Genomic DNA, 25,433 nt, shown 5'->3' with positions numbered 1-25,433 from the left:
GTGTGACTTACGCGACGGATGGCGGGCCCGGTCTGCACCCAGCGCCGATGGAGGCGTAGCCTTTATTTCCGCTGTCCATCACCTTGTGAAGCGGAAGAGGGCGGTTACCGCCGTGTCGCCACAGTCCCCCAGTAACTCGAGCACTTCGACCGACCAAGACGCGCAGGGCAAGGACCCTGCCGCTGCCTTCGGTCCCAATGAGTGGCTCGTCGACGAGATCTATCAGCAGTACCTCCAGGACCCGAATTCGGTCGACCGAGCCTGGTGGGACTTCTTCGCCGACTACAAGCCAGGGGCGAGCGCTTCCACAGCCGCCGCCCCGGCGCAGCCGGCGGGTGACGCGGCCGCGGGGGTCGCGTCCCCCACTGCTCCCGCCGCGCCCGCCACCCCGGCCGAGCCCGCAGCGGCTCCGGCGGCCCCGGCCCAGGCTGCTCCGGCGGCCGAGAAGCCCGCCGCGCCCGCGGCGAAGCCCGCTGCCGCCGCCCCGGCGCCCGCCGCCAAGCCCGCCGCCAAGCCGGCCGCCGCGAAGCCCGCCGCCAAGGCGGAGCAGGCGACCGAGGCCCCGGCCGGGCCCGAGTACGTGACGCTGCGCGGCCCCTCCGCGGCCGTGGCGAAGAACATGAACGCCTCGATCGAGGTCCCGACGGCCACGTCGGTCCGCGCGGTCCCGGTGAAGCTGCTCTTCGACAACCGCATCGTCATCAACAACCACCTCAAGCGCGCCCGCGGCGGGAAGATCTCCTTCACGCACCTGATCGGGTACGCGATGGTGCAGGCCATCAAGGCCATGCCGTCGATGAACTACTCCTTCGTGGAGAAGGACGGCAAGCCCACCCTGGTCAAGCCGGAGCACATCAACTTCGGCCTCGCCATCGACCTGGTGAAGCCCAACGGCGACCGCCAGCTGGTCGTCGCGGGCATCAAGAAGGCCGAGACCCTGAACTTCTTCGAGTTCTGGCAGGCCTACGAGGACATCGTCCGCCGGGCCCGCGACGGCAAGCTCGGCATGGACGACTTCACCGGCGTCACGGTCTCCCTGACCAACCCCGGCGGCCTCGGCACCGTCCACTCGGTCCCGCGTCTGATGCCCGGTCAGTCGGTCATCATGGGCGTCGGCTCCATGGACTACCCCGCGGAGTTCCAGGGCACCTCCCAGGACACCCTGAACAAGCTCGGCATCTCCAAGGTCATGACGCTCACGTCGACCTACGACCACCGGGTCATCCAGGGCGCCGCCTCCGGCGAGTTCCTGCGGATCGTCGCCAACCTCCTCCTCGGCGAGAACGACTTCTACGACGAGATCTTCGAGGCGCTGCGCATCCCCTACGAGCCGGTCCGCTGGTTCAAGGACATCGACGCCTCGCACGACGACGACGTCACGAAGGCCGCCCGCGTCTTCGAGCTGATCCACTCCTACCGGGTGCGCGGCCACGTCATGGCCGACACCGACCCGCTGGAGTACAAGCAGCGCAAGCACCCCGACCTGGACATCACCGAGCACGGCCTCACCCTGTGGGACCTGGAGCGGGAGTTCGCGGTCGGCGGCTTCGCCGGCAAGTCGATGATGAAGCTGCGCGACGTCCTCGGCGTGCTGCGCGACTCGTACTGCCGCACCACCGGCGTCGAGTTCATGCACATCCAGGACCCCAAGCAGCGCAGGTGGCTCCAGGACCGCATCGAGGGCCAGCACGCCACCAAGCCCGAGCGCGAGGAGCAGCTGCGCATCCTGCGCCGGCTGAACGCCGCCGAGGCGTTCGAGACGTTCCTGCAGACCAAGTACGTCGGCCAGAAGCGCTTCTCCCTGGAGGGCGGCGAGTCCGTCATCCCGCTGCTCGACGCGGTCATCGACTCCGCCGCCGAGTCGCGCCTGGACGAGGTCGTCATCGGCATGGCCCACCGCGGCCGGCTGAACGTCCTCGCCAACATCGTCGGCAAGTCGTACGCGCAGATCTTCCGCGAGTTCGAGGGCAACCTCGACCCGAAGTCGATGCACGGCTCCGGCGACGTGAAGTACCACCTGGGCGCCGAGGGCACCTTCACCGGCCTGGACGGCGAGCAGATCAAGGTCTCGCTGGCCGCCAACCCCTCCCACCTGGAGGCGGTCGACCCGGTCCTGGAAGGCATCGTCCGCGCCAAGCAGGACATCATCAACAAGGGCGGCACGGACTTCACGGTCCTGCCCGTCGCCCTGCACGGTGACGCGGCCTTCGCGGGCCAGGGCGTGGTCGCCGAGACCCTGAACATGTCGCAGCTGCGCGGCTACCGCACGGGCGGCACGGTCCACGTCGTCATCAACAACCAGGTCGGCTTCACCGCCGCCCCCGAGTCGTCCCGCTCGTCGATGTACTCGACGGACGTGGCGCGCATGATCGAGGCGCCGATCTTCCACGTGAACGGCGACGACCCGGAGGCCGTGGTCCGCGTGGCCCGCCTGGCCTTCGAGTTCCGTCAGGCGTTCAACAAGGACGTCGTGATCGACCTCATCTGCTACCGCCGCCGCGGTCACAACGAGTCGGACAACCCGGCGTTCACCCAGCCGCTGATGTACGACCTGATCGACAAGAAGCGCTCGGTGCGCAAGCTCTACACCGAGTCCCTCATCGGTCGCGGCGACATCACCCTGGAAGAGGCCGAGCAGGCCCTGCAGGACTACCAGGGGCAGCTGGAGAAGGTCTTCACCGAGGTCCGCGAGGCCACCTCGCAGCCCTCGCCGATGGACGTCTCCGGTCCGGAGGCCGAGTTCCCCGTCACGGTGAACACCGCGATCTCCCAGGAGGTCGTCAAGCGCATCGCCGAGTCCCAGGTCAACATCCCCGACCACATCACCGTGCACCCGCGCCTGCTCCCGCAGCTCCAGCGCCGCGCGGCCATGGTCGAGGACGGCACGATCGACTGGGGCATGGGCGAGACCCTCGCCATCGGCTCGCTGCTCATGGAGGGCACCCCGGTGCGCCTGGCGGGCCAGGACTCGCGCCGCGGCACGTTCGGCCAGCGCCACGCGGTCCTCATCGACCGCGAGACGGGCGACGACTACACGCCGCTGCTCTACCTCTCCGAGGACCAGGCCCGCTTCAACGCCTACGACTCGCTGCTCTCGGAGTACGCGGCGATGGGCTTCGAGTACGGCTACTCCCTGGCGCGTCCCGAGTCCCTCGTGATGTGGGAGGCCCAGTTCGGTGACTTCGTCAACGGCGCGCAGACCGTCGTCGACGAGTTCATCTCCTCGGCCGAGCAGAAGTGGGGCCAGACCTCCGGCGTCACCCTGCTCCTGCCGCACGGCTACGAGGGCCAGGGCCCGGACCACTCGTCCGCCCGCCCGGAGCGCTTCCTCCAGCTCTGCGCGCAGAACAACATGACGGTCGCGATGCCGACCCTGCCGTCGAACTACTTCCACCTCCTGCGGTGGCAGGTGCACAACCCGCACCACAAGCCGCTGGTGGTCTTCACCCCGAAGTGGATGCTGCGCCTGAAGGCCGCCGCGTCCAAGACGGAGGAGTTCACCTCGGGCAGCTTCCGGCCGGTCATCGGGGACGCCTCCGTGGACCCGAAGGCGGTCCGCAAGGTCGTCTTCTGCGCGGGCAAGCTCTACTACGAGCTGGAGGCCGAGCGGCAGAAGCGGGGCGTCACGGACACGGCGATCATCCGCATCGAGCGCCTGTACCCGCTGCCGGGTGCGGAGCTCCAGGAGGAGATCTCCAAGTACCCGAACGCCGAGAAGTACCTGTGGGCGCAGGAGGAGCCGGCGAACCAGGGCGCGTGGCCCTTCATCGCCCTCAACCTCATCGACCACCTGGACCTGGCGGTCGGCGCCGACATCCCGCACGGCGAGCGGCTGCGGCGCATCTCGCGCCCGCACGGCTCGTCGCCGGCGGTCGGCTCGAAGAAGCGCCACGAGCAGGAGCAGCAGCAGCTCCTGAGCGAGGTCTTCGAGGCCTAGGCCTCAGCGGTCCCCGTCCGGTGGGCCCGGCCCCGAGTGCGTGTCGCTCGGGGCCGGGCCCACCGGCGTGTGCGCGGGTCCCGGCCGCCTACCATGAGGGGCAAGAGACCGTCCGCATCAGGAGCATGAGTTGTACTTCACCGACCGTGGCATCGAGGAGCTGGAGAAGCGGCGCGGCGAGGAAGAGGTCACCTTGGAGTGGCTCGCCGAGCAGCTCCGCACCTTCGTGGACCTCAACCCGGACTTCGAGGTCCCGGTCGAGCGCCTGGCCACGTGGCTGGCCCGGCTGGACGACGAGGACGACGAGGAGTAGGCGGCCTGGCTGTCGCCGGGCACCGTTTCGGCCTCGCGCCGGGCCAAGGCCTGTCGAGGGCGGCGCGTGCCTGCCCGGGGCGCGGGCGTCCGAGGGGGTTGCCGGGCATCGAGCAGCTGCTCGGCCCGTCAGCTCCGGGCCCTCAGCCGGTCGTACGTGAGTCCCAGCGCGCCCTGCGCCAGCAGCACCGCGGCCGCCGCGGCCCAGCCCCCGCTGTGGCGCCGTACCGCCCAGGCGGCGAGCGGCAGCCCGGCCGCCACCTGGGCCGCGGCCAGCGCCCGCGCCCTGGGGCCCCGCACCCACGTACCGAGCGGCCCGCTCTCGACCACGTCGAACTCCGCCCGCACCGCCTCGCGCCACCCGGACCACTCGACCCTGCGCGAGCCGCGCTGGTCCCGCGCCACCTCCCGCAGCCGGCCGGCCGGTTCACCGGGGGCGAGGCCCGCCGGCAGGGCGAGCCCCGTGCGGGTGAGGACGGCGACCAGGCCGAGCATCCTGGCGCGCGCGTCGGCCTGCGGATCGGGGCGGGCCAGCACCTCCAGGGCCTGCACGTCCAGAACGGGGTCGAGGCCGAGCCGCGCGGCGAACGTCCGCATCGCCTCGTCCTCGCCGACGGGCGTGCCGCCGGCCAGCCATTCGTAGCCGACGGTGCGCCGGAAGCCCGCCGCGAGGGTGTAGCCGGAACGGTCGGTGTCCCACCACAGGGCGAGCACGGGCCGGCCCGACCCCACCGCGAGCGCCGTCGCCCAGCCGGTGAGCACCCGGTCGACCGGCTCCTCGCCGTGCGACCACGGAGCGCCCTCGGGCACCAGCACGCTCCACCCGTCACCGGCGGGCACGAGCAGCATTCCCTCACGCAGCAGGTGCGCCGCGGGCTCGATGGTGTCGGGGTCCGCCCGGCACAGCAGCAGGGCGCCGACGCGCCGGGCACGCTCGGAGGCTTCTGACGACATGCCCCCACGCTAGGACAGATCGCGACAATCGGCGCACAGGCGACCGCGGAGCCCGGTTCACCCTCGACATGTCTTGACATCCCGTATCCGCGATATATCGTGAATATGAGAGACGCGATATGGCGCGTCGTGCCATGCCCGGCCGGGACCGCCCTCGCCGACCACCGCCAAGGAGGCCGCACATGCCCGAGTGGTCCATCGCCGAGCCGCGGGAAGTCACGTTCGGCACCCCGGTGACGACCCTCCAGGTCCGCATCGTCAACGGAACGGTGAACGTGGTGGGTACGGCCGAAGGTTCCGCCCGCCTGGAGGTCTCCGAGATCGAGGGCCGCCCCTTGACCATCACCCACACGGACGACACCCTCTCCGTCGCCTACGACGACCTGCCCTGGCAGGGCCTGCTCAAGTGGCTGAACGGCACGGACAGACACCGCAAGGCGGTGGTCTCGCTGACCGTGCCCCCGGGCACCCGCGTGGAGGTCGGCGTGATCGGCGCCGGCGCCACGGTCTCCGGCATCGCGGGGCGCACGGAGGTCAAGGGCGTCTCCGGGGACACGACCCTCGTCGGCCTCTCGGGGCCGGTCCACGCGCACACGGTCTCCGGGAGCGTCGAAGCGCAGGGCCTCACGGGCGACCTGCGGTTCCGCTCGGTGGCCGGTGACCTCACCCTCGTGGAGGCGGCGGGCCCCTCCGTCCGGGCGGACTCGGTGAGCGGCTCGATGATCGTCGACCTCACCCCGGCGGACATGCCCACGGACGTCGCCCTGACGAGCGTCTCGGGCGAGATCGCCATCCGTCTGCCGCACCCGGCGGACGCGGAAGTGGAGGTGGGCACGGCGAGCGGCTCGGTCTCGAACGCCTTCGCGGACCTGCGGGTGAGCACCGATCGGACCATCCCCGCCCCGCCTCCCGACGCTTTCCGCACCCCGGAGGGGCCGGGTGACGCGCGGACCTGGGGATGGGGCGCCAAACGGATCACGGGACGGCTCGGTCCGGGCAACGGCCGGCTGAAGGCGACGACGGTCTCCGGGGCGATCGCGCTCCTGCGCAGACCGCCCATGGACGAAGATCTCCCCGAGGACGCCGTGTCCCCCGCCCCCGCGGCGGACGCCACCGCGACCGACGACGTCCCGACCGACAAGAAGGTGCTCTGAGATGCCCCCGGTGTTCGCCCACGGCCGCCTGCGCCTGTACCTGCTCAAGCTGCTGGACGAGGCTCCCCGCCACGGTTACGAGGTGATCCGCCTCCTCGAAGAGCGCTTCCAGGGCCTGTACGCCCCCTCGGCGGGCACGGTCTACCCGCGCCTCGCGAAGCTGGAGGCCGAGGGCCTGGTCACGCACACCACCGAGGGCGGCAGGAAGGTCTACGCCATCACGGACGCCGGCCGCGCCGAACTGGCCGACCGCGGCGGCGAGCTGGCCGACCTGGAGCTGGAGATCCGCGAGTCGGTCGCCGAACTGGCCGCCGAGATCCGCGACGGCGTCCAGGGCGCCGCGGGCGAGCTGCGCCGCGAGATGCGGGCGGCCGCCAAGGAGGCCCGCGCCTCCGGCGGCGCGGGCACGGGCAAGGGCTTTCCCGACCCGGCCGGCCTCTTCGAGGGCGCCTGGGGCGACAAGGAAGGCTGGCACCAGGCGAAGGAGGAGTTCAAGCGCGCCAAGCAGGAGTGGAAGGAGCAGGCGCGCCGCGCCAAGGACGAGAGCCGCCGGGCCCGCGAGGAGGCCCAGCGGGCCCGCCGTCAGGCCAAGGACGCCCAGGAGAAGGCGCGGGCCATGGCGCAGGAAGAGGCCCAGCGCATCGCGCGGCGCGTCCAGGAGCAGGTCCAGGACCACTTCACGCGGGGCGACTGGCCCACCGGCCTCCGGGAGGGCCTGACGGAACTGGCCAAGGAGTTCGGCGAGTTCGGCCTGGACTTCGGCAAACACTTCCCCCACCCACCCGGCCGCCGCCCATCCCCCGACACGGGCCCCGGACCCACCTCCGGGACCGCCCCCGGCACGGGCCACGCCGCCCCCGCCGGAACCGCCCCCGGGTCCACCTCCGAGGCAGCGCCCAGCACAGGCCACACGCACACCCCCGGCTCCAGCACTGGCACAGGTCCCGGGTCCACCTCCGGGTCAGCGCCCGGCACGGGCCACACAACCACCCCCGGGGCAGCGCCCGGCACGGGCCACACAACCACCCCCGGGTCAGCGCCCGGCACGGGCCACACAACCACCCCCGGGGCAGCGCCCGGCACGGGCCACGCAGCCACCACCGGAACCGCCCCCGACACAGGCCCCGGGCCCACCGGGGCAGCGCCCGGCACAGGCCACACGCCCACCCCCACCCCCGGCACCGGCACCGGCACCGGCACCGGACCCACCTTCACCAAGCCTGGAGCCACCCCCGACGCGGGCCCCGCACCCACCCCCGGCACGGACCCCGCACCCACCCCCGGCACGGATCCCGGACATACCCCCGGAACCGCCCCCGGCACGGGCCACGCGGCCGGCGCCGAAACCGCCCCGGGGACCGGCCCCCGCTTCGCCGATGCCGGCGAGGGGCTGACCGTCGAATACCTCCCGGACTGGGCCCAAGAGGACTCGACCGGCAACCCGGCCCGCGACCTCGACCGCCTGCTCGACCGTTTCCGCGACGACATCCGTGACGCGGCCCGGGACAACGGCGTCAGCGAGACCCAACTCCGCGACGTGCGCCGCCACTTGTCCACAGCGGCCGCCCATATCGCGTCGACCCTGCGACCCCGGGAGGACTGAGCCCCCTCCGGATCACCGTCGGCCTCAGCCCACGCCGCGACCCGTGCTACCCGCACCCCCCGCGCCACCCGCGCCGGCGACCCCGCCGTGCAGGACGCGGTCCACCGACGCATGGGTCACGCCGTGGTCCGCGAGGACCTCCGCCGTGACGCCCGGGCGGACGGTGAGGGCGAGCAGGATGTGCTCGTCGCCGATGCGGCGGTCGTGGCGAGCGGTGGCGATGCGCAAGGACTGCACCAACGCGTCCTTGGCCTCGCGGGAGAACGGGATGCGGCCGAACCAGGCCCTTCCGGTCCGTCGCCCCCGCCTCTCCTTGCCGGCGCCCGCCGCCAGCGCGCCCTCGCCGTGGCTCTCCTCGACCCGCGAGACGATCTCGGCCAGGTCGATGCCGAGCCCGGCCAGCGCGTCCGTGTCGGCCCGTGACAGACCCCCGCGGCGCCGAGCACCGCTCAGCGCCGCCTCGATGGAGTCCCTGCGCCGCGCGGCACCGAGCGAGGCGAGGGCGAAGGACGCCCGGCTCGCCTCGCGGTCGAGCAGGGCGAGCAGCATGTGCCCGTCGTCGACCGCCTCGGCACGCTCCCGCTCGGCGCACTCGACCGCGCCCAGCACCACCGCGCGGGCATCCTTGGTGAACCGCTCGAACATCACTGCCTCCCGTACTTCTTGTGCACGGCCTGCCTGCTCACTCCGAGCTCCGCGGCGATCTCCTGCCACGACCAGCCCTGCCGGCGCGCACTGCGCACCTGCACGGCCTCCAGCCGCTCCACCAGCTTCCGCAGCGCGGAAACGGCACGCAGCCCGACCCGTGGATCCTGATCACCCGCCCGCTCGGCGAGATCCGTGGCTTCGCTCATGCATGTCAACCTACGTTGACGGGAGGACGCTGTCAACCATCGTTGACAGCGTCGGGCGCGGTCAGACCTCCAGGACGATCTTGCCGAACAGTTCTCCGGACGCCAGCCGCTCGAAGCCCTCCCGGGCGCGGTCCAGCGGCAGCACCTCGTCGATGACGGGACGGACACCGGTGAGGGCGCAGAAGGAGAGCAGGTCCTCCAGTTCGTCCTTGGTGCCCATCGTCGAGCCGACGATCTTCAGCTCCAGGAAGAAGATCCGGGTGAGTTCCGCGTGCGAGGGCCGGTCGCCGCTGGTCGCCCCCGAGATCACCAGCGTGCCGCCCGGCTTCAGCGACTTGACCGAGTGCGACCAGGTCGCCGCGCCGACCGTCTCGATGACCGCGTCGACCCGCTGCGGCAGCCGGGCACCGGACTCGACCGCCTCCACCGCGCCCAGCTCCAGCGCCCGCTTGCGCTTGGCCTCATCACGGCTGGTGGCGAAGACCCGCAGGCCCGCCGCCTTGCCCAGCACGATCGCGGCCGTGGCGACACCGCCGCCGGCGCCCTGCACGAGGACCGAGTCGCCGGGGCGCACGCCGGCGTTGGTGAACAGCATGCGGTACGCGGTCAGCCACGCCGTCGGCAGGCAGGCGGCCTCGGCGAAGGACAGGCCCTTCGGCTTGGGCAGCACGTTCCAGGTGGGCACGGCGACGCGCTCGGCGAAGGTCCCCTGGTACTTCTCGGTCAGGATGGACCGGCCCTCGCGGGGTCCGACGCCGTGGCCGGACTGGCCGATGACGGAGTGCAGGACGACCTCGTTGCCGTCCTCGTCGATCCCGGCCGCGTCACAGCCGAGGATCATCGGCAGCTTGTCCTCGGCGAGGCCGACCCCGCGCAGCGACCACAGGTCGTGGTGGTTCAGGGAGGCGGCCTTGACGTTCACGGTCGACCAGCCGGGGCGCGCCTCGGGGGCGGGCCGCTCCCCCAACTCGAGGCCGTCGAGCGGCTGGTCACGGTCGATACGGGCAGCGTAGGCAGCGAACATGCCGCCGACCTTAGGCCGCCCCCGGGCCGCGACGGAACCACGTACGACTGTGACACGCGCCGCGCCGCCGGGTGCCGCGTCCCCCGCCGGCACGCGCCGCGCCCCCCGCCGCGAGGTGCACGGCGGGGGGCGCGGTCACATGATCGCGGCGGACGCTCAGCTGCGGGCGACGCCCTCCGCCCGCGCGGCGGCGGCGACCGCGGCCGTCACGGCCGGGGCGACCCGCTCGTCGAACGGCGACGGGATCACGTAGGCGGCGGACAGCTCGTCCCCGACGACCCCCGCGAGGGCGTCGGCGGCGGCGATCTTCATGCCCTCGGTGATCCGCGAGGCCCGCACCTGGAGCGCCCCGGCGAAGATGCCCGGGAAGGCCAGGACGTTGTTGATCTGGTTCGGGTAGTCCGAGCGGCCGGTCGCCACCACGGCCGCGTACTTGTGCGCGATGTCCGGGTGGACCTCCGGGTTGGGGTTGGCCATGGCGAACACGAAGGAGTCGGGCGCCATGGAGGCGACCGCCGGCTCCGGCACGGTGCCGCCCGAGACCCCGATGAACACATCGGCGCCTGCCAGCGCGGCCTCCAGCGAGCCGCTCAGCCCCGCCTTGTTGGTCAGCTCGGCGAGCTCCCGCTTGACCGGGGTGAGGTCGTCCCGGTCCCGGCTCACGATGCCCTTGCGGTCCGCGACCGCCACGTCACCGAGCCCCGCCTCCAGCAGGAACTTGGCGATGGCGATCCCCGCCGCACCGGCGCCGGAGATGACGGCGCGCAGCTCACCGAGGGTGCGCCCGGTCAGCTTCGCCGCGTTGCGCAGCGCCGCCAGCGTGACGACGGCGGTGCCGTGCTGGTCGTCGTGGAAGACCGGGATGTCGAGCCGCTCCTGGAGCTTGCGCTCGATCTCGAAGCACCGGGGCGCCGAGATGTCCTCCAGGTTCACGCCGCCGAACGAGGGGGCGAGCCGCACCACGGTCTCGACGATCTCGTCGGCGTCGGTCGTCGCGAGCGCGATCGGCACCGCGTCCACGCCGCCGAACTGCTTGAAGAGAATGGCCTTGCCCTCCATGACGGGGAGGGAGGCCTCGGGACCGATGTCGCCGAGACCGAGCACCGCGGTCCCGTCGGTCACGACGGCGACGACGTTCGACTTCCACGTGTAGTCGTTCACCAGCTCGGGCCGCTCGGCGATCGCGCTGCACACTTTCGCGACGCCGGGCGTGTACGCCAGGGACAGGTCGTCCTTGTCGCGGACCGGCACGGTGGCCTGCACGGCCATCTTGCCGCCGCGGTGCAGCGCAAACGCCGGATCGAAGGGCTCGTCGGCGCCCTCGTGATCCGTACTGCTGTCGCTGCGAGGATTGACGATCTCCGCTGCCACTTGTCTGACCCCTTAAGTCTTAATCATTCGTTGAGGGTGTCCACTCCCGGTTGAGAAGTGGGCGGGCACCGTGTCCGTTCCCCGTCTGTCGACGGAGGAGAGGTACGGACACGCGGGCGCGCCGCACACGCGCCCTGGGCCCCGGATGAGGGGTGTAGCCAACCTTTGTACCCGAAGGCGGCGGGCGTGGGCGAGTGACATTGCTTGCCATGGCCACGACCGCCGGTCCATATGGCGAGATGGGCGGGATATCGCCCGGTTGGCGATGGTTGGCGTCCAGCCTCGTACGCCCCGGGCTGTACCGGGGTGCGGGGATTCGCCACCATCCCGTTATCCGATTTTGACATCTCAGGCACCCAGAATCGGACGGTCCGAATGGCAAGATGCGCTCATCACACGAGGTCGCGACACCCGAAGGTGTGTGCCCGACCCATCGGCAACTCCCTCATCCGCCGGAGGACCCACCATGTCCGCAAGCTCCATTTGTCGTCAGACCGCAGCGAAGTCCGCGAAGTCCCGGATCGCCGCGGTCGGTGCGGTCGCGGTCGCCGGTGCGCTGCTGCTCTCCGGCTGCGGCGACCAGACGAACGACAAGGCGAGCGACTCGGTCAGCAACGCGCCGCTCGCCGACAAGCTGCCCAAGGACATCCGTGACAAGGGCGTCATCAAGGTCGGCTCCGACATCGCCTACCCGCCGGTCGAGTTCAAGGACAAGTCCGGCGCCACCGTCGGCATCGACCCGGACCTCGGCGAGGCGCTCGGCAAGCAGCTCGGCGTGAAGTTCGAGTTCGAGAACGGCACCTTCGACACCCTCCTCGGCGGTCTGCGCTCCAAGCGGTACCAGGTCGCCATGTCGGCCATGACGGACACCAAGAACCGTCAGGAGGGCATCGACGAGGAGACGGGCAAGAAGGTCGGCAGCGGCGTCGACTTCGTCGACTACTTCACCGCCGGCGTGTCGATCTACACCAAGAAGGGCGACGACCAGGGCATCAAGACCTGGTCCGACCTCTGCGGCAAGAAGATCGTCGTCCAGCGGGGCACCGTCTCGCACGACCTGGCCAAGGCCGAGTCGAAGAAGTGCAAGGGCGGCAAGAAGATCTCCATCGAGCAGTACGACAACGACCAGCAGGCCCAGACCCGGCTGCGCTCCGGCGGCGCGGACGCCGGTTCGTCCGACTTCCCGGTGGCCGCGTACGCGGTGAAGACCTCCGGCGGCGGCAAGGACTTCCAGCTCGTCGGCGAGCAGGTCGAGGCGGCTCCGTACGGCATCGCGGTCTCCAAGAAGAACCCCGAGCTGCGGGACGCCATCAAGGCCGCGCTCGACGCGATCATCAAGAACGGCGACTACGCGAAGATCATCAAGAAGTGGGGCGTCGAGGACGGCGCGGTCACCGAGGCCAAGGTCAACGGCGGCAAGTGAGCGCGCCCCTCTCCCCCCTAGTCGCTGAAAGGCCACCCACGTGAGCTCCGACATCTCCAAGAAGGGCCCCGAGGACGACGTCCCGAAGGCGCGGCAGGCGGAGGCCATCAAGGCCATCCCCGTGCGGCACTTCGGCCGGTACGTCGCCGCGGTCCTCGCGATCGGCGCCCTCGCCGCGATCGTCTACGCCTTCGCGCAGGGCGACATCAACTGGGGTGCGATCCCCGACAACTTCTTCGACGAACGCATCCTCAAGGGCGTCCGCGAGACGCTGATCCTGACGTTCCTGTCGATGCTCATCGGCGTCGTCGGCGGCGTGATCCTGTCCGTGATGCGCCTGTCGAAGAACCCGGTGACCTCCTCGATCGCCTGGTTCTACATCTGGTTCTTCCGGGGTACGCCGGTCCTGGTCCAGCTCTTCGTCTGGTTCAACCTCGGCTTCGTCTTCGACTACGTGAACCTCGGCCCCGTCTACAAGGACGAGTGGTCGGACTTCATGACGCCGTTCCTGACGGCGCTGCTCGGTCTCGGCCTGAACGAGGCGGCGTACATGGCGGAGATCTGCCGCGCCGGCCTGCTCTCGGTCGACGAGGGCCAGACGGAGGCCGCGCACGCGCTCGGCATGAGCCACGGCAAGACGCTGCGCCGCGTGGTCCTGCCGCAGGCGATGCGGGTGGTCGTGCCGCCGACGGGCAACGAGTTCATCAACATGCTGAAGACGACCTCGCTGGTCGCGGCCGTCCAGTACTACGAGCTGCTGAAGTACGCCCAGGACATCGGCACCTCGTCCGGCGCGACCGTGGAGACGCTGCTGCTCGCCGCCTGCTGGTACCTGATCATGACGTCGATCCTCAGCGTCGGTCAGTTCTACCTGGAGCGCTACTACGCCCGCGGCTCGTCCCGCTCCCTGCCGGACACCCCCTTCCAGAAGATCAAGGCCAACATGTTGTCGCTGAGCAACCGCGGCGCCGGAGGTGTCCGCTGATGACCGCCATGGTGAAGGCCGAGGGCGTCCACAAGTCGTTCGGTCACGTAGAGGTCCTGAAGGGCATCGACCTGGAGGTCAAGTCGGGTGAGGTCTTCTGCCTCATCGGCCCCTCCGGCTCCGGGAAGTCGACGTTCCTGCGCTGCATCAACCACCTGGAGAAGATCAACGCCGGTCGGCTGTACGTCGACGGGGACCTGGTCGGCTACCGGCAGAAGGGGGACAAGCTGTACGAGCTGAAGGACAGCGAGGTCGCCCTCAAGCGCCGCGACATCGGCATGGTCTTCCAGCGCTTCAACCTCTTCCCGCACATGACGGCGCTGGAGAACGTCATGGAGGCGCCCGTCCAGGTCAAGGGCATCCCCAAGAGCCAGGCGCGCGAGCGTGCCGGTCAGCTGCTGGAGCGGGTGGGCCTCGCCGACAAGGCGAAGAACTACCCCTCGCAGCTCTCCGGTGGCCAGCAGCAGCGCGTGGCGATCGCCCGCGCGCTGGCGATGGACCCGAAGCTGATGCTCTTCGACGAGCCGACCTCGGCGCTCGACCCGGAGCTGGTCGGCGACGTCCTCGACGTCATGCGCGACCTCGCGGAGTCCGGCATGACGATGGTCGTCGTCACGCACGAGATGGGCTTCGCCCGCGAGGTGGGCGACAGTCTCGTCTTCATGGACGGCGGCGTGGTGGTCGAGTCGGGCAGCCCGCGTGACGTGCTGACGAACCCGCAGCAGGAGCGGACGCAGTCCTTCCTGTCCAAGGTGCTGTAACAGGCGCTCTGGGGAGCGCCTTGCAAGGAGTACGGGAAGGGGCGGTACGGATCACTGATCCGTACCGCCCCTTCCGCGCTCCGGCTACTTGAGCGCCAGGACCACCGCGTCCGAGGGCGAGGCCCACACCGCACGGGCCTCGGCGAACCCCGCCTCGCGGAGCGTACGGGCGTGCCAGTCGACGGAGGGCATGTCGCCGTCCGCGTGCTCGCCGTAGATCTCGAACCGCTTGGCGGTGGGCGCGGCGAGGACCGGGTCCTGCGCGGCGAGCTGCCACCACTCCTTCCAGTCCAGGACGCCCTCGGCCTTGGCGCCGTCCATCCGGCGGTGGCGGTAGGCGCTCTCGGCGGCGTTCAGCCGCGGGGTGGCGGGGTCCGGCATGTGGTCGGCGTTCATGAAGACGCCGCCGTCCCGCACGAGCCCGGCGACCTGGCCGTAGAGCGTGGCGAGCGGGTCGCTGTGGAGCCAGTGCAGGGCGGTGGCGGTGAGGACGGCGTCGTAACTGTCGTGCGGCAGCGCGGCGGTCCACTCGGGGTCCGTCAGGTCGGCCGTGACGAAGGTGACGCGGTCGTCGTCGGCGAAGGTGCCCTCGGCGATGGTGAGCAGCGCGGGGTCGAGGTCGACGCCGACGCTCGTCGCGTCCGGGAACCTCTTGAGCAGCCGGTCCGTAATACTTCCCGTACCGCACGCCAGATCCAGCACGCGCGGCGCGGGGCCGACGACGGCCTCGACCATGTCGAGCATGATCTGGAACCGCTCCTCGCGGTCGGGCAGGTACCACTGCTGCTGCCGGTCCCAGCTGTCCTGCCAGGCCCGCCAGTCGGTGCCGGCCCCGGCCGCGGTCTTGGCCCCGGTCCCCGTTCCCGTCATCAGAACCCCTTCACTCCGTAATACCCTGGTACCGCAATCGGCTATTACGTGCCGACGTGATGACCATAGCCCGCCCCCGTAAGGACTACAAGTGGAACTGGCCTATTACTCGGACTACGCCGTACGCCTGGTCAACAGCGAGGAGCCGGGCCGCGACAAGGACACGCTGACCTCGGTCGAGGCGATCCGGGACCTGTTCGGCCCGAGCACGCAGATGGCGCGCCGCGCGACGGAATCCGACCTCACCCGCTTCCGGTCGGTACGGGGCAGGCTGCGGGCGGTGTTCGAGGCGGCGGACGGCGGCGACGAGACGCTCGCGGTCGACCTGCTGAACTCCCTGCTCCTGGAGTTCCCGGTGAGCCCGCAGATCTCCGGCCACGACCTCCGGGACGACGACGGGCGCCCGCTGTGGCACATGCACCTGGCGGACCACCCCTCGAACGCCACCGCCGGGTACGCCGCGATCGCCGCGATGGGCCTCGCCTTCCACCTCACCGAGCACGGCGTGGACCGCCTCGGCCTGTGCGAGGCGGCGCCCTGCCGCAACGCCTACCTGGACACCTCGACGAACCGCTCCCGGCGCTACTGCTCGGACCGCTGCGCGACCCGCGCCAACGTCGCCGCCTACCGCGCCCGCAAGCGCCTGGAGACGGAGCGCTCGGCGAGCACCGGCCGCACGGCGGAGACCGCCCAGCGCAGCAGCGCGGCCGGCGAGCGCCGCCCGGGGGCCGGCGGGCGGTAGCGCAGGCGCACGGCGCCGAGGACGAGGTCCGCAGGGACGACGCCGTAGTCCGTGCTGTCCCCGCCCGCGAACGCGTTGTCGCCGAGCACCCACCAGCCGCCCTCGCGGCGCTCCTTGGCGCGCTTGACGACCAGCAGGTCCTGCTGGAAGGGATGGCGCAGGACCACCACGTCACCCGGACGGACCCGCGCGCCCCACCGCACGAGCAGCCGGTCGCCGTGGTACAGCGTGGGCACCATCGAGGGGCCCGTCACCTCGGCCGCCCCCCACGGCAGGACCGCCCTCCCGCGTTCGCTCTCCTGCGACACCTCCGGCATCACGCCACCTCCCCGGTCCATCCTCCACCAGTCCCACTCCGAGCCTGGACTTTTGTCCTAAGCCCATGGGGGCACTCGCGAAAAGCCGCCTCTCACGGAGTAATGTCCCACCTGAGAAGACGATCACGAGGAAGGACAGCTTCATGCTTTCCCGCCTGTTTGCCCCCAAGGTAAAGGTCAGCGCCCACTGCGACCTGCCCTGCGGCGTGTACGACCCGGCCCAGGCCCGCATCGAGGCGGAGTCCGTCAAGGCCGTCCAGGAAAAGATGGCCGCCAACGACGACGCCCACTTCCAGGCGCGTGCCACGGTCATCAAGGAGCAGCGCGCCGAGCTCGCCAAGCACCACGTGTCGGTGCTCTGGAGCGACTACTTCAAGCCCCCGCACTTCGAGAAGTACCCGGAGCTGCACCAGCTGGTCAACGACACCCTGAAGGCCCTCTCGGCCGCCAAGGCGTCGACGGACCCGGCCACGGGCCAGAAGGCGCTCGACTACATCGCCCAGATCGACAAGATCTTCTGGGAGACGAAGAAGGCCTGACCTTCACAGCTGTCCCGCAAGGGCCCGTCCGGAGCATCGGGCGGGCCCTTGCGGTGTCTTCGGCGTCATCCGCTCCGGCGGGGGCGGGTCAGGCCCAGGTCGTAGGCGAGGATCGTCGCCTGGACGCGGTCGCGCAGGCCCAACTTGCCGAGCAGGGCGTTGACGTGGGACTTCACCGTGCCGGTGGTCACGCCCAGGGTGTCGGCTATCTCCGCGTTGGTGTGGCCCGCCGCCACCAGTGTCAGGACCTCGCGTTCGCGGGGCGTGAGGGAGGCCGGCAGCCGGGGGTCCGGTGCGGGGGCCGTGCCGGCGAAGGCGTCGATCAGGCGGCGCGTGACCGTGGGCGCCAGCATCGCCTCCCCCGAGGCCACGACGCGGATGCCCGCCAGGAGTTCCTCGGGCAGCGCGTCCTTGAGCAGGAAGCCGGACGCCCCGGCGCGCAGGGCGTCATGGACGTACGCGTCCTGATCGAAGGTGGTCAGGACCAGGACGCGGAGGGTCCCCTTCCCGGCGGTCCCGGCGGTCCCGGCGGTTCCGGCGGTTCCGGCGGTTCCGGCGGTTCCGGCGGTTCCGGCGGTTCCGGCGGTTCCGGCGGTTCCGGCGGTTCCGGCGGCATCCGTGTGCCCGGGGTTTTCGGCGTCCACGCCAGCCGCGCCCGGTCCGACGAGCAGTCGCGTGGCCGTCAGGCCGTCCATGCCCGGCATGCGGATGTCCATCAGGACGACGTCCGGCCGGACCTCCGGTGCCAGCCGCACCGCCTCGGCGCCGTCCCGCGCCTCCGCCACCACGTGCAGGTCCGGCTCCGCGTCGATGATCGCCGCGAATCCGGCACGTACGACGGCCTGGTCGTCGACGACCATCACGCGGATCATTCCGGCGCCGGGCGCCTCGGCGGGGCCGGAGTCCGGCTCGGTGCCCGTGTTCACGGTGCTGATGGGGTTACCTCCTTCGGGGCCCCGGGGGCCGTACGGGATCCCGGTGGCGGATGGTCGGGGCGGTGTGGTTCTCGTACGTCGCCGGGGGCCGCCGCCGCTCTCAGCGTGCCCAGCAGTTCCCGCATCGCCGACAGTCCCGCCCGTGCCTCCTGCGCCACGCCCTTGAGGTCACCGGCCTCCGCCCGCGCGATCACCCCGCCCGCGTGCCGCGCCACTTCACCGCGCAGCTCCACCGCGATGCGGCGGCGCTCCTCGTACGCCGCGAGGACCGCCGCACGGACCGTCGCCGCGAGCGCGTGGTCCTCGTGGGCCCTGACGCGTTCGCGGCGGGCGCCGACCACCGCGCCGATGCCCCAGGGCACGGCCAGGAGGAGGAAGAAGGCCACACCGAGCAGCACGGCCAGGAAGGCGATCAGGCCGAAGCCGCCGTCCTTCTCCACGTCCGCGATGCCGTCGGCCGCCGCGAGCGCGAGCGCCGTCAGGGACAGGCCGGCCGCCCCGGCCGCCATGGCGGGCCAGGTGACGCGCGCCGGGCCCGCGAACGCGCCGACCGCGTGCACGGCCACGCACTCCGCGAGGGCACCCGCCGTCACCAGGCACAGGGCCACCGCCGGCGACAGCAGCCCGAAGGCGAGCCCGAGCGGCGCCGACCAGGCCGTGGCCAGGACCGCGACGAGGACCGCCCAGGGCGCCCGGCGCCGCCACAGCAGCGGCAACGCGTGCGCGACGGCGGGCCCGCAGGCCAGGGCGGTGTCCGCGGGACTCTCCGCGAGGACCGCGAAGAGCGGGAGCGCGGCGACGGCGAGGGTCGCCGCCCCGTCGGCCGGGTCCAGGCCGCGCAGGACCCGCCGACGTGAGGAGTGGTGCAGCACGGTGAAGCGGTGCGGCACGGCGAAGTTGTGCGGCACGGCGAAGTTGTGCGGCACGGCGAAGTGGTGCGGCAGCCGGGCGCGCACGGACCAGCCGGGCGCGTCCGGGCGGGGCCCGGCCGCCAGGGTGCCGCCGAGCGCGGCCGCACGCTCCCGCATGCCCGCGGTGCCCCGGCCGGAGCCGAGCCCCTGCCGCGCGCCCGCCGACGCCCCCGAGTAGGCCGAGGCTCCTTCGTCGGTCGCCGGCCCGTCGTCGATCACCGTCAGTTCGACCGCGCCGTCTCGTTCCAGGACGCGGATCCGTACGCGCACGGCGGCACCGGGGGCGTAGCGCAGCGCGTTGGTGAGGGCTTCGCGGACGATGCCGAAGGCCGCCTCGGCGACCGGGCCCGTCAGGGCCGCGAGGTCCGGTGCCACGTCCACGGCCGGGCGCAGGCCGAGACGCGCGAAACCGGCGGCGAGTTCGCCCACTCGCTCCTCGATGCCGCTCTCCTCGTCCGCCGCCGACGTCCGCATCATCGCCACCAGGCGGTCCAGCGCCGTCAGCGTCTCGCGTCCGCTGTCCGCCGCGAACCCCAAGGCCTGTGGCGTCAGTTCGGGCCTGCGGTCGGCGAGCCGCAGCGCGGTCTCGGCGGTGACGACGACGGAGGTGAGGTGGTGGGCGCCGACGTCGTGGAGTTCGCGGGCGAGGCGTTGGCGTTCGGTGGTCGCGGCGCGGCCCCGCTCGGCCTCCGCCCGCGCGAGTTCCCGCGCTGCGGCCTCGCGCCCCGCGAGCCAGTGGCGGCGGCTGCGGCCGAGGCCCGCGACGGCCAGGAGGACCGCGCAGTTCACCAGGACCTCGCCGCCGATCTCGACCGCGGAATCGAGCCGCACCGCCCCTCGGACGCTCGCGGAGACGGTCAGGGCGGCCCCGGCCGCGACGGCCGTACGCGGCGCACAGCGCACCATCACGGAGTACAGCGCGACCAGCGCGCCCACCTCGTGCAGCAGCGTCGCGTCCTCGGGGAGGAGCGACCCGGCGGCCAGCACCGCCTCCACGGCCAGCGCGGCGGCGACCGGCCGGCGACGGCGCAGGGCCAGCGCCACGGTGATCGCCACAGCGGCGGCCGACGCCCCGACGAGCTGTGCGCCCCCGACGTGACCGCCGTCGCGCAGCACGCGGCCGGGCCAGTAGGCCAACTGCTGGACCGCCAGCAGAACGGGCAGCAGCCAGTTGCGTATCCCCTCCATATTGGCCTCGATGATACGGAGAAGCGGGACTGAGCAGGGGCTTCGCCTTGACGGGGGCACGGGTGCGGGTGGCGCATCTACGGGGGGCACGGGTGCGGGGACGTGTCTACGGGCGCTACGAGTGCGGGTGGCGGTGGCGTGTCCACGGGGGGCACGGGTGCGAGCTGGTGCCTCAGGGGGACCGGTGCGTAGTGCCCACCTCACCTCGGGCGGCGCCCGGCCCACCACGGACGGCGCCCGGCTCTATCCCTGGTTGGAGACCGCGATCGTACGGGCGGACGACGAAAGCGCGCCGTACGGCCGGGATGCTGGGGACATGACCAAGCCGCCCCCGGCCGCCTCCTCACCGGCCTCACCCTCTCCCCCACCCCCCGCACCCGCCACGCCCCCGCACGCCAACCCGTACGGCCACGGCCTCGGCCACAACTACAACCCCGGCTACGGCTACCCCCCATACCCCCCGCAAGCGCCACCCCCGCCCCCGCCGCCCCTCCCCTATCACCGCCTCGCCCTGATCACCGGACGGCACCGCTGGTGGCGCCCCCTCGCGGGGACCGCGCTGGTGCTGGGCGGCGCGATGGGCGCGCTCATGCTGGTGTTGCTCTGCGCGGAGATCGTGGGCGCGCTGCTGCACCGGCCGGTCGACGCCGACGGGTTCCGCGTCTGGGGCGGCATCGCGGAGACGGGCCTGGCGCTGCTCTCCCTCGCCGTGCTGACACCCGTGGCGTTCCTCGCCGCCCGCTGGGCCCAACGGCGCCCGGCCGGGACGCTGTCGTCGGTCGCCGGGCGGCTGCGGTGGGGCTGGCTCGGGCGGTGCCTGGCGATGGGGCTGCCCCTGGTCGCGGGGGCCTTCGGCGTCATGATGCTGCTGCCCACGCCTTCCGGCGGCGGCACGGACGACGTGGAGTGGGTCGGCCTCCCGGACTTCCTGCTGGGCCTCGCTATGGTCTGCGTCCTGGTGCCGTTCCAGGCGGCGGCCGAGGAGTACGTGTTCCGGGGCTGGCTCACTCAGGCGGTCGGCGCCTGGTTCCGCTCGCCGTGGATGGCGATCCTGCCGCAGGCGCCGCTGTTCGCCGCCGCGCACGGCTGGGGCACGCCGTGGGGCTTCGCGGACTTGGTGGTGTTCGGCCTGGTCGCGGGCGCGCTGACGATACGTACGGGCGGCCTTGAGGCGGCCATCGGCCTGCACGCGCTCAACAACCTGCTCGCGATGGGGGTTTCGGCGGGCATCGTCGGCGCCCTCGCCTCCGACGAGACGGCCGCCGACATGGACTGGATGTCGGTCGCCGTCGATGTCGTGATGCTCTGCGGATACGCGGCACTGGTGCTGAGGATGGCGGGCCGCAGCGGGATCGAGACGCTGAGCGCGGGAACGCCCGTGGACGGTTCTAGGACCGTCCCACCGGCGGCGGGGGCGACTGCCTGAACGGCCGACCCCGCACAGACGACCCCGCACACGACCCCGCGTGGGATGCACAGGCCGCCCCCACCGGCCCCCGCCGCCGACCACGAGGAGCAGGCCACCTCACGGTGGCCATGACAGCCGCCGCCCCACCCGACGGCCGGGGCGGCCGCCCCTCACTTCAGGAGGTACTCGCAGAGCGACTTCTTCGCCTTGCCGCCCTTGTTGTCCGCGACCTTCTCGCCGTCGTCGACCTTGATGACACACGGCGCCGCGCTCAGCATCCCGTCGCTGCACTTCGTCGAGCCCGGTACGACGGACACCGTGTGGCCGACCTCGGACTCCGCGCCCCGCAGGGTGACGTTCACCGTCTTCTTCCACGGCAGGTCCACCTGCTCCATGTGGTTGGTGTCGGAGACGTGCATGATCTGCGTCGAGCCGGTGCCACCCACCTCGAAGGTCACCTCGTACGTGGCCTTCTTGCCCTGGCCGCCCCTGCCCGAACCGCCACCCGAACCCGAGTCCGACCCCGACCCCGACCCCGACCCCGACCCCGAGTCCGAGTCCGATTTCGCCGGTGCCTCGGCCGCGGTCCCACCCGCCGCACGACGGCGCTTAACCAGTTGCCGTGCTCCGCGGCCGCCTGCTGCACTGGTGGCAGCCGGCGAGAGGCCGGCGCGGTCGAGCCAGTCAAGCAAGTCAAGCAAGTCGAGCAAGGAGAAGAAATGCGCCGTTCGTTCATGTCCCGCCCCGAAGGAACTCACCTCTCCTCGAAGGACATGACGGTACGTGCACTCATCTGCTCCGCGCACACTGAACCTGGGCATCCTGGCCCACATCGACGCCGGTAAGACCAGCCTGACCGAGCGGCTCCTGCACGCCGCCGGTGTCATCGACGAGGTGGGCCGCGTCGACGACGGAAACACTCAGACCGATTCGCTCGCCCTGGAGCGGCAACGCGGCATCACGATCAAGTCCGCGGTCGTCTCCTTCACCGTCGCCGCCCCCGAAGGGGCCACGCCGGACGACGGTGTCACCGTCAACCTCATCGACACCCCCGGGCACCCGGACTTCATCGCCGAGGTGGAACGGGTCCTGAGCGTGCTCGACGGCGCCGTACTCGTGATCTCCGCCGTGGAGGGCGTCCAGGCGCAGACCCGCGTACTGCTGCGCACCCTGCGGCGGCTGCGCATCCCCACGCTGATCTTCGTGAACAAGACGGACCGCGCCGGCGCCCGGTACGACGGTGTCCTGCGGCACATCGCCGAGCGGCTCACCCCCGACATCGTCCCGATGGGCTCGGTGTCCGCCCTCGGCACGCGCGCGGCCCGCTGCACGCCGTTCACGGCCGAGAACGCCGAGGCCCACGGCTTCACCGCCCGCCTGGCCGAGCTGCTCGCCGGGCACGACGACGCCCTGCTCTCCGCGTACGTCGAGGGCGCGGCGCCCCTCTCGTACGACCGCCTGCGCCGGGAACTGGCACGTCAGACGGGCCGCGCCCTCGTGCACCCCGTCTTCTTCGGCTCGGCCGCCACGGGCACCGGGGTACGCGAACTGACGGACGGCATCCGTGAGTTGCTGCCCGCGTCCGTCGGGGACGCCGAAGGGCCGCTCTCGGGGCGCGTGTTCAAGGTCGAGCGCGGCGCCGCCGGGGAGAAGATCGCGTACGTACGCCTCTTCTCGGGGACCGTCCGCACGCGCGACCTCCTCGACATCCGCGACGGCACGGCGCACCAGGCCGACACGGCAGGCGCGGCGGAGTCGGCGGACGGGGCGGATCCCGGTCGCAGGGAGGGCAAGGTCACCGCCGTCACCGTCTTCGACCAGGGCACGCACGTGCGCCGCACAGAGGTCCGCGCGGGGCAGATCGGCAGGCTCTGGGGGCTCGGCGACGTCCGGATCGGCGACGTGATCGGCGTACCGCCCGAGCGAACCGAGCCGGCGGGTCGCTTCTTCGCGCCGCCCACCCTGGAGACGGTCGTCAGCCCGCTGCGCCCCGCCGACCGGGCCGCCCTGCACCTCGCGCTGACCCAGCTCGCCGAGCAGGACCCGCTGATCGACCTGCGCCAGGACCCCGTCCGCCAGGAGGTGTCGGTCTCGCTCTACGGCGAGGTGCAGAAGGAGGTCATCCAGGCGACGCTCGCGGCCGACTTCGGGCTGGACGTCTCCTTCCGCGAGACCACGACGATCTGCGTGGAGCGGGTCGTCGGCACGGGCGCCGCGTTCGAGATCATCGACAAGGAGCCCAACCCGTTCCTCGCCACCGTCGGACTGCGCGTCGAGCCGGCGCCGGTCGGCGCCGGGGTCGCGTTCAGGCTGGGGGTCGAGCTGGGCTCGATGCCGTACGCGTTCTTCCGGGCCGTCGAGGAGACGGTCAGGCGGACCCTGCACCAGGGGCTGCACGGCTGGCGCGTCCCCGACTGCGTGGTCACGATGACGCACGCCGGTTACTGGCCCCGGCAGAGCCACGCGCACGGCACCTTCGACAAGAGCATGTCGAGCACCGCCGGGGACTTCCGGAACCTGACGCCGCTGGTCCTGATGGACGCGCTGCGCGAGGCGGGCACGGTGGTCCACGAGCCGATGCACCGGTTCCGGCTCGACGTGCCCGCCGACACGGTCGGGGCGGTGCTGCCCGCCCTCGCCCGGCTGCGGGCCGTGCCGCACACACCGACGGCGAGCGGAGCCTCGTACCGTCTGGAAGGAGACATTCCCGCGCAGCAGGTGCACGCGCTGGAGCAACTGCTGCCCGGACTCACGCGAGGCGAGGGCGAGTGGGAGTCCGCCTTCCACCACTACGAGCCGGTGCGCGGCGCCCCTCCCGCGCGGGAGCGGACGGACCACGACCCGCTCCACCGGAAGGAGTACCTGCTGCGCGTGGTGCGCAGGACGCCCGCCTGAGGAGCCCCCCCCGGGGGGTGCCCCCCCTGGGGCGGCGGGTCAGTCCCCGAGCGGCGGGATCCGCAGGTTCCGCAGCCGCTCGGGGTCCGCGATGATGTCGATCTCCACGATCCTGCCGTCCACGACCGTGAACGACCCGATCGAGAACACCTCGCCGCCCGGAGTGGCGACCAGGCCCGGCAGACCGTTGACGAGCACGAGGTGCTGGTGGACGGCGAGGCGGGCGAACATCGCCGCCTGCCCGGCCACCGTCGCCGCGCCCCGGACGAGCTTCGACAGGCCCGAGGACAGTTCCCCGCTGTCGGCGCGCAGCACGACGTCCGGGTCGAGGAGTGCGAGCAGCGCGTCGAAGTCACCGGCCTTCGTCGCCGCCATCCACGCCTCGACGACCTCGCGCTGCTTGGCGACGTCCGTCTCCTGGGCGGGGGTCGAGCCCTGCACGCGACGGCGGGCCCGGCTGGCCAACTGCCGGGTCGCGGCGGTCGAGCGCCCGACGATGGGCGCGATCTCCTCGAAGGGCACGGCGAACATGTCGTGCAGGACGAACGCGAGCCGTTCGGCCGGCGCGAGCGTGTCCAGCACGATGAGCAGGGCGAGGCCCACGGAGTCGGCGAGCAGCACCTCCTGCTCGGGGTCGACCACGTCGACGCGGCTCACGACCGGGTCCGGCACGTGCGTCTCCAGGGAGACGTCGAGGGAGTCCTCGCGCCGGGACTGCCGGGAGCGCAGCAGGTCCAGGCAGACCCTGCCGACGACGGTCGTCAGCCAGCCGCCGAGGTTCCGCACCTCACCGGCGACGCCGGCCTCGTCACCCGCGCCGACGCCTGCGTGCTCGCCGGTGCCTGCGTGCTCGCCGGTGCTGCCCGCCTTTCCGGCTGTCGCCTTGCCGACGGCCGCCTTCTCCGTGCGGCTGAGCCGGAACCACGCCTCCTGCACGGCGTCCTCGGACTCGCTCAGCGAACCGAGCATGCGGTACGCGACCGCGTTCAGCCGGGGCCGGTGCTCCTCGAAGCGGGCGGCAAGGCTGTCCTCGGCCGCTTGGCCCGCCTGAGCGGTGTGGCCTGCCTGAGCCGCGTGGCCCGCCTGGGCCACCTGAGCCGCCTGAGCCGCCTTGGCTGATGCGTCCTCGATCATCTCTGTCACATTCTTCCGTCGCGATCCGTCATAGCTGTGACGGAAGTTCCCCACCCCGACGCCACACCCGAGAAGAACAGTAATGAACGTCCGTACGCGGCCACGGGCGGCCCCGA

At 72.0% G+C, this 25,433-nt stretch carries 21 protein-coding genes and 2 pseudogenes; 12 read left to right on the top strand and 11 right to left on the bottom strand.

Features of this window, described 5'->3' with window-relative positions:
• Positions 1–112: 112 nt before the first annotated feature.
• Positions 113–3,937 carry a multifunctional oxoglutarate decarboxylase/oxoglutarate dehydrogenase thiamine pyrophosphate-binding subunit/dihydrolipoyllysine-residue succinyltransferase subunit gene (locus ABZ385_RS15195; RefSeq protein ID WP_358911639.1) on the top strand — a complete coding sequence of 1,275 codons (3,825 nt, stop codon included), beginning with the start codon at positions 113–115 and terminating at the stop codon, positions 3,935–3,937.
• 130 nt (positions 3,938–4,067) lie between these two features.
• Positions 4,068–4,250: a DUF6104 family protein gene (locus tag ABZ385_RS15190; protein ID WP_358911637.1), complete on the top strand. Its 183-nt coding sequence runs from the start codon at positions 4,068–4,070 to the stop codon at positions 4,248–4,250.
• A gap of 128 nt (positions 4,251–4,378) precedes the next feature.
• On the opposite strand, the gene ABZ385_RS15185 is transcribed toward ABZ385_RS15190, so the two are convergent.
• Positions 4,379–5,203 carry a hypothetical protein gene (locus tag ABZ385_RS15185; RefSeq protein ID WP_358587776.1) on the bottom strand — a complete coding sequence of 275 codons (825 nt, stop codon included), beginning with the start codon at positions 5,201–5,203 and terminating at the stop codon, positions 4,379–4,381.
• 182 nt (positions 5,204–5,385) lie between these two features.
• On the opposite strand from ABZ385_RS15185, the gene ABZ385_RS15180 reads away from it, so the two are divergent.
• The 3 genes and pseudogenes from ABZ385_RS15180 to ABZ385_RS15170 form a co-directional block, all read left to right on the top strand.
• Positions 5,386–6,357: a DUF4097 family beta strand repeat-containing protein gene (locus ABZ385_RS15180; RefSeq protein ID WP_358700748.1), complete on the top strand. Its 972-nt coding sequence runs from the start codon at positions 5,386–5,388 to the stop codon at positions 6,355–6,357.
• Between the two features lies 1 nt (position 6,358).
• Positions 6,359–7,123, top strand: a pseudogene (locus ABZ385_RS15175) (helix-turn-helix transcriptional regulator); the annotation flags it as partial.
• 642 nt (positions 7,124–7,765) lie between these two features.
• Positions 7,766–7,960 (top strand): annotated as a pseudogene (locus ABZ385_RS15170) (PadR family transcriptional regulator); the annotation flags it as partial.
• Positions 7,961–7,984: 24 nt separating this feature from the next.
• On the opposite strand, the gene ABZ385_RS15165 reads toward ABZ385_RS15170, so the two are convergent.
• The 4 genes from ABZ385_RS15165 to ABZ385_RS15150 all read right to left on the bottom strand — a co-directional run bounded on the left by ABZ385_RS15165 (position 7,985) and on the right by ABZ385_RS15150 (position 11,209).
• A complete protein-coding gene (locus ABZ385_RS15165; protein ID WP_358911636.1) occupies positions 7,985–8,605 on the bottom strand; it encodes a Clp protease N-terminal domain-containing protein in 621 nt (206 codons plus the stop codon).
• The gene (locus ABZ385_RS15160) at positions 8,605–8,814 is read right to left on the bottom strand and encodes a helix-turn-helix domain-containing protein (protein ID WP_358587786.1); all 210 of its coding nucleotides are present in this window, start codon (positions 8,812–8,814) and stop codon (positions 8,605–8,607) included. The genes ABZ385_RS15165 and ABZ385_RS15160 overlap by 1 nt, the downstream gene beginning before the upstream one ends.
• A 61-nt stretch (positions 8,815–8,875) precedes the next feature.
• Entirely contained in the window at positions 8,876–9,838 is a 963-nt protein-coding gene (locus tag ABZ385_RS15155) for a zinc-binding dehydrogenase (RefSeq protein WP_358587788.1), read from the bottom strand.
• A gap of 156 nt (positions 9,839–9,994) precedes the next feature.
• Complete coding sequence (locus ABZ385_RS15150) at positions 9,995–11,209, bottom strand: NADP-dependent malic enzyme (RefSeq protein WP_358698292.1); 1,215 nt, start codon at positions 11,207–11,209, stop codon at positions 9,995–9,997.
• A gap of 466 nt (positions 11,210–11,675) precedes the next feature.
• Between ABZ385_RS15150 and ABZ385_RS15145 the strand changes: the two genes are divergently transcribed.
• The 3 genes from ABZ385_RS15145 to ABZ385_RS15135 are packed head-to-tail and all read left to right on the top strand — an operon-like array spanning position 11,676 to position 14,378.
• Complete coding sequence (locus ABZ385_RS15145) at positions 11,676–12,632, top strand: ABC transporter substrate-binding protein (protein ID WP_358587793.1); 957 nt, start codon at positions 11,676–11,678, stop codon at positions 12,630–12,632.
• Positions 12,633–12,672: 40 nt separating this feature from the next.
• Positions 12,673–13,617: an amino acid ABC transporter permease gene (locus ABZ385_RS15140; protein WP_358587795.1), complete on the top strand. Its 945-nt coding sequence runs from the start codon at positions 12,673–12,675 to the stop codon at positions 13,615–13,617.
• Positions 13,617–14,378, top strand: coding sequence for an amino acid ABC transporter ATP-binding protein (locus ABZ385_RS15135; RefSeq protein WP_358587797.1), 762 nt, complete (start codon positions 13,617–13,619; stop codon positions 14,376–14,378). The genes ABZ385_RS15140 and ABZ385_RS15135 overlap by 1 nt, the downstream gene beginning before the upstream one ends.
• Before the next feature lie 84 nt (positions 14,379–14,462).
• On the opposite strand, the gene ABZ385_RS15130 is transcribed toward ABZ385_RS15135, so the two are convergent.
• Positions 14,463–15,248, bottom strand: coding sequence for a methyltransferase domain-containing protein (locus tag ABZ385_RS15130; RefSeq protein WP_358587798.1), 786 nt, complete (start codon positions 15,246–15,248; stop codon positions 14,463–14,465).
• Positions 15,249–15,339: 91 nt separating this feature from the next.
• Between ABZ385_RS15130 and ABZ385_RS15125 the strand changes: the two genes are divergently transcribed.
• Entirely contained in the window at positions 15,340–15,990 is a 651-nt protein-coding gene (locus ABZ385_RS15125) for a CGNR zinc finger domain-containing protein (RefSeq protein WP_358587801.1), read from the top strand.
• Here the strand turns inward: ABZ385_RS15125 and sodX are convergent.
• The gene (gene sodX / locus ABZ385_RS15120; RefSeq protein ID WP_358911634.1) at positions 15,873–16,307 is read right to left on the bottom strand and encodes a nickel-type superoxide dismutase maturation protease; all 435 of its coding nucleotides are present in this window, start codon (positions 16,305–16,307) and stop codon (positions 15,873–15,875) included. The genes ABZ385_RS15125 and sodX overlap by 118 nt on opposite strands.
• A gap of 143 nt (positions 16,308–16,450) precedes the next feature.
• On the opposite strand from sodX, the gene sodN reads away from it, so the two are divergent.
• Positions 16,451–16,846, top strand: coding sequence for a superoxide dismutase, Ni (sodN, locus tag ABZ385_RS15115; RefSeq protein ID WP_230902718.1), 396 nt, complete (start codon positions 16,451–16,453; stop codon positions 16,844–16,846).
• A gap of 65 nt (positions 16,847–16,911) precedes the next feature.
• Here sodN and ABZ385_RS15110 read toward each other — a convergent pair whose 3' ends face one another.
• Positions 16,912–17,718: a response regulator transcription factor gene (locus tag ABZ385_RS15110; protein WP_358911740.1), complete on the bottom strand. Its 807-nt coding sequence runs from the start codon at positions 17,716–17,718 to the stop codon at positions 16,912–16,914.
• 50 nt (positions 17,719–17,768) lie between these two features.
• Positions 17,769–19,880: a histidine kinase gene (locus ABZ385_RS15105; protein ID WP_358911632.1), complete on the bottom strand. Its 2,112-nt coding sequence runs from the start codon at positions 19,878–19,880 to the stop codon at positions 17,769–17,771.
• Between the two features lie 184 nt (positions 19,881–20,064).
• On the opposite strand from ABZ385_RS15105, the gene ABZ385_RS15100 reads away from it, so the two are divergent.
• The gene (locus tag ABZ385_RS15100; protein ID WP_358911630.1) at positions 20,065–21,306 is read left to right on the top strand and encodes a CPBP family intramembrane glutamic endopeptidase; all 1,242 of its coding nucleotides are present in this window, start codon (positions 20,065–20,067) and stop codon (positions 21,304–21,306) included.
• Between the two features lie 152 nt (positions 21,307–21,458).
• Here ABZ385_RS15100 and ABZ385_RS15095 read toward each other — a convergent pair whose 3' ends face one another.
• Entirely contained in the window at positions 21,459–21,746 is a 288-nt protein-coding gene (locus ABZ385_RS15095; protein WP_358911628.1) for a hypothetical protein, read from the bottom strand.
• Between the two features lie 325 nt (positions 21,747–22,071).
• On the opposite strand from ABZ385_RS15095, the gene ABZ385_RS15090 reads away from it, so the two are divergent.
• On the top strand, positions 22,072–24,183 hold the full coding sequence (locus ABZ385_RS15090; protein WP_358911626.1) for a translation factor GTPase family protein: 2,112 nt from the start codon (positions 22,072–22,074) through the stop codon (positions 24,181–24,183).
• Between the two features lie 39 nt (positions 24,184–24,222).
• On the opposite strand, the gene ABZ385_RS15085 is transcribed toward ABZ385_RS15090, so the two are convergent.
• Entirely contained in the window at positions 24,223–25,326 is a 1,104-nt protein-coding gene (locus ABZ385_RS15085; RefSeq protein ID WP_358911624.1) for a sigma factor, read from the bottom strand.
• Positions 25,327–25,433: the final 107 nt, after the last annotated feature.

The sequence above is a fragment of the Streptomyces sp. NPDC005898 genome, from assembly GCF_040629635.1.
Classification (GTDB): domain Bacteria; phylum Actinomycetota; class Actinomycetes; order Streptomycetales; family Streptomycetaceae; genus Streptomyces.
This window is presented reverse-complemented; position numbering and strand designations above follow the sequence as displayed.

Bases quoted from the DNA above. Each gene is read 5' to 3' on its own strand.
- ABZ385_RS15185 (WP_358587776.1), bottom strand. From the start codon at position 5,203: ATGTCGTCAGAAGCCTCCGAGCGTGCCCGGCGCGTCGGCGCCCTGCTG.
- ABZ385_RS15180 (WP_358700748.1), top strand. From the start codon at position 5,386: ATGCCCGAGTGGTCCATCGCCGAGCCGCGGGAAGTCACGTTCGGCACC.
- ABZ385_RS15165 (WP_358911636.1), bottom strand. From the start codon at position 8,605: ATGTTCGAGCGGTTCACCAAGGATGCCCGCGCGGTGGTGCTGGGCGCG.
- ABZ385_RS15160 (WP_358587786.1), bottom strand. From the start codon at position 8,814: ATGAGCGAAGCCACGGATCTCGCCGAGCGGGCGGGTGATCAGGATCCA.
- ABZ385_RS15155 (WP_358587788.1), bottom strand. From the start codon at position 9,838: ATGTTCGCTGCCTACGCTGCCCGTATCGACCGTGACCAGCCGCTCGAC.
- ABZ385_RS15145 (WP_358587793.1), top strand. From the start codon at position 11,676: ATGTCCGCAAGCTCCATTTGTCGTCAGACCGCAGCGAAGTCCGCGAAG.
- ABZ385_RS15135 (WP_358587797.1), top strand. From the start codon at position 13,617: ATGACCGCCATGGTGAAGGCCGAGGGCGTCCACAAGTCGTTCGGTCAC.
- ABZ385_RS15130 (WP_358587798.1), bottom strand. From the start codon at position 15,248: ATGACGGGAACGGGGACCGGGGCCAAGACCGCGGCCGGGGCCGGCACC.
- sodX (WP_358911634.1), bottom strand. From the start codon at position 16,307: ATGCCGGAGGTGTCGCAGGAGAGCGAACGCGGGAGGGCGGTCCTGCCG.
- sodN (WP_230902718.1), top strand. From the start codon at position 16,451: ATGCTTTCCCGCCTGTTTGCCCCCAAGGTAAAGGTCAGCGCCCACTGC.
- ABZ385_RS15110 (WP_358911740.1), bottom strand. From the start codon at position 17,718: ATGATCCGCGTGATGGTCGTCGACGACCAGGCCGTCGTACGTGCCGGA.
- ABZ385_RS15105 (WP_358911632.1), bottom strand. From the start codon at position 19,880: ATGGAGGGGATACGCAACTGGCTGCTGCCCGTTCTGCTGGCGGTCCAG.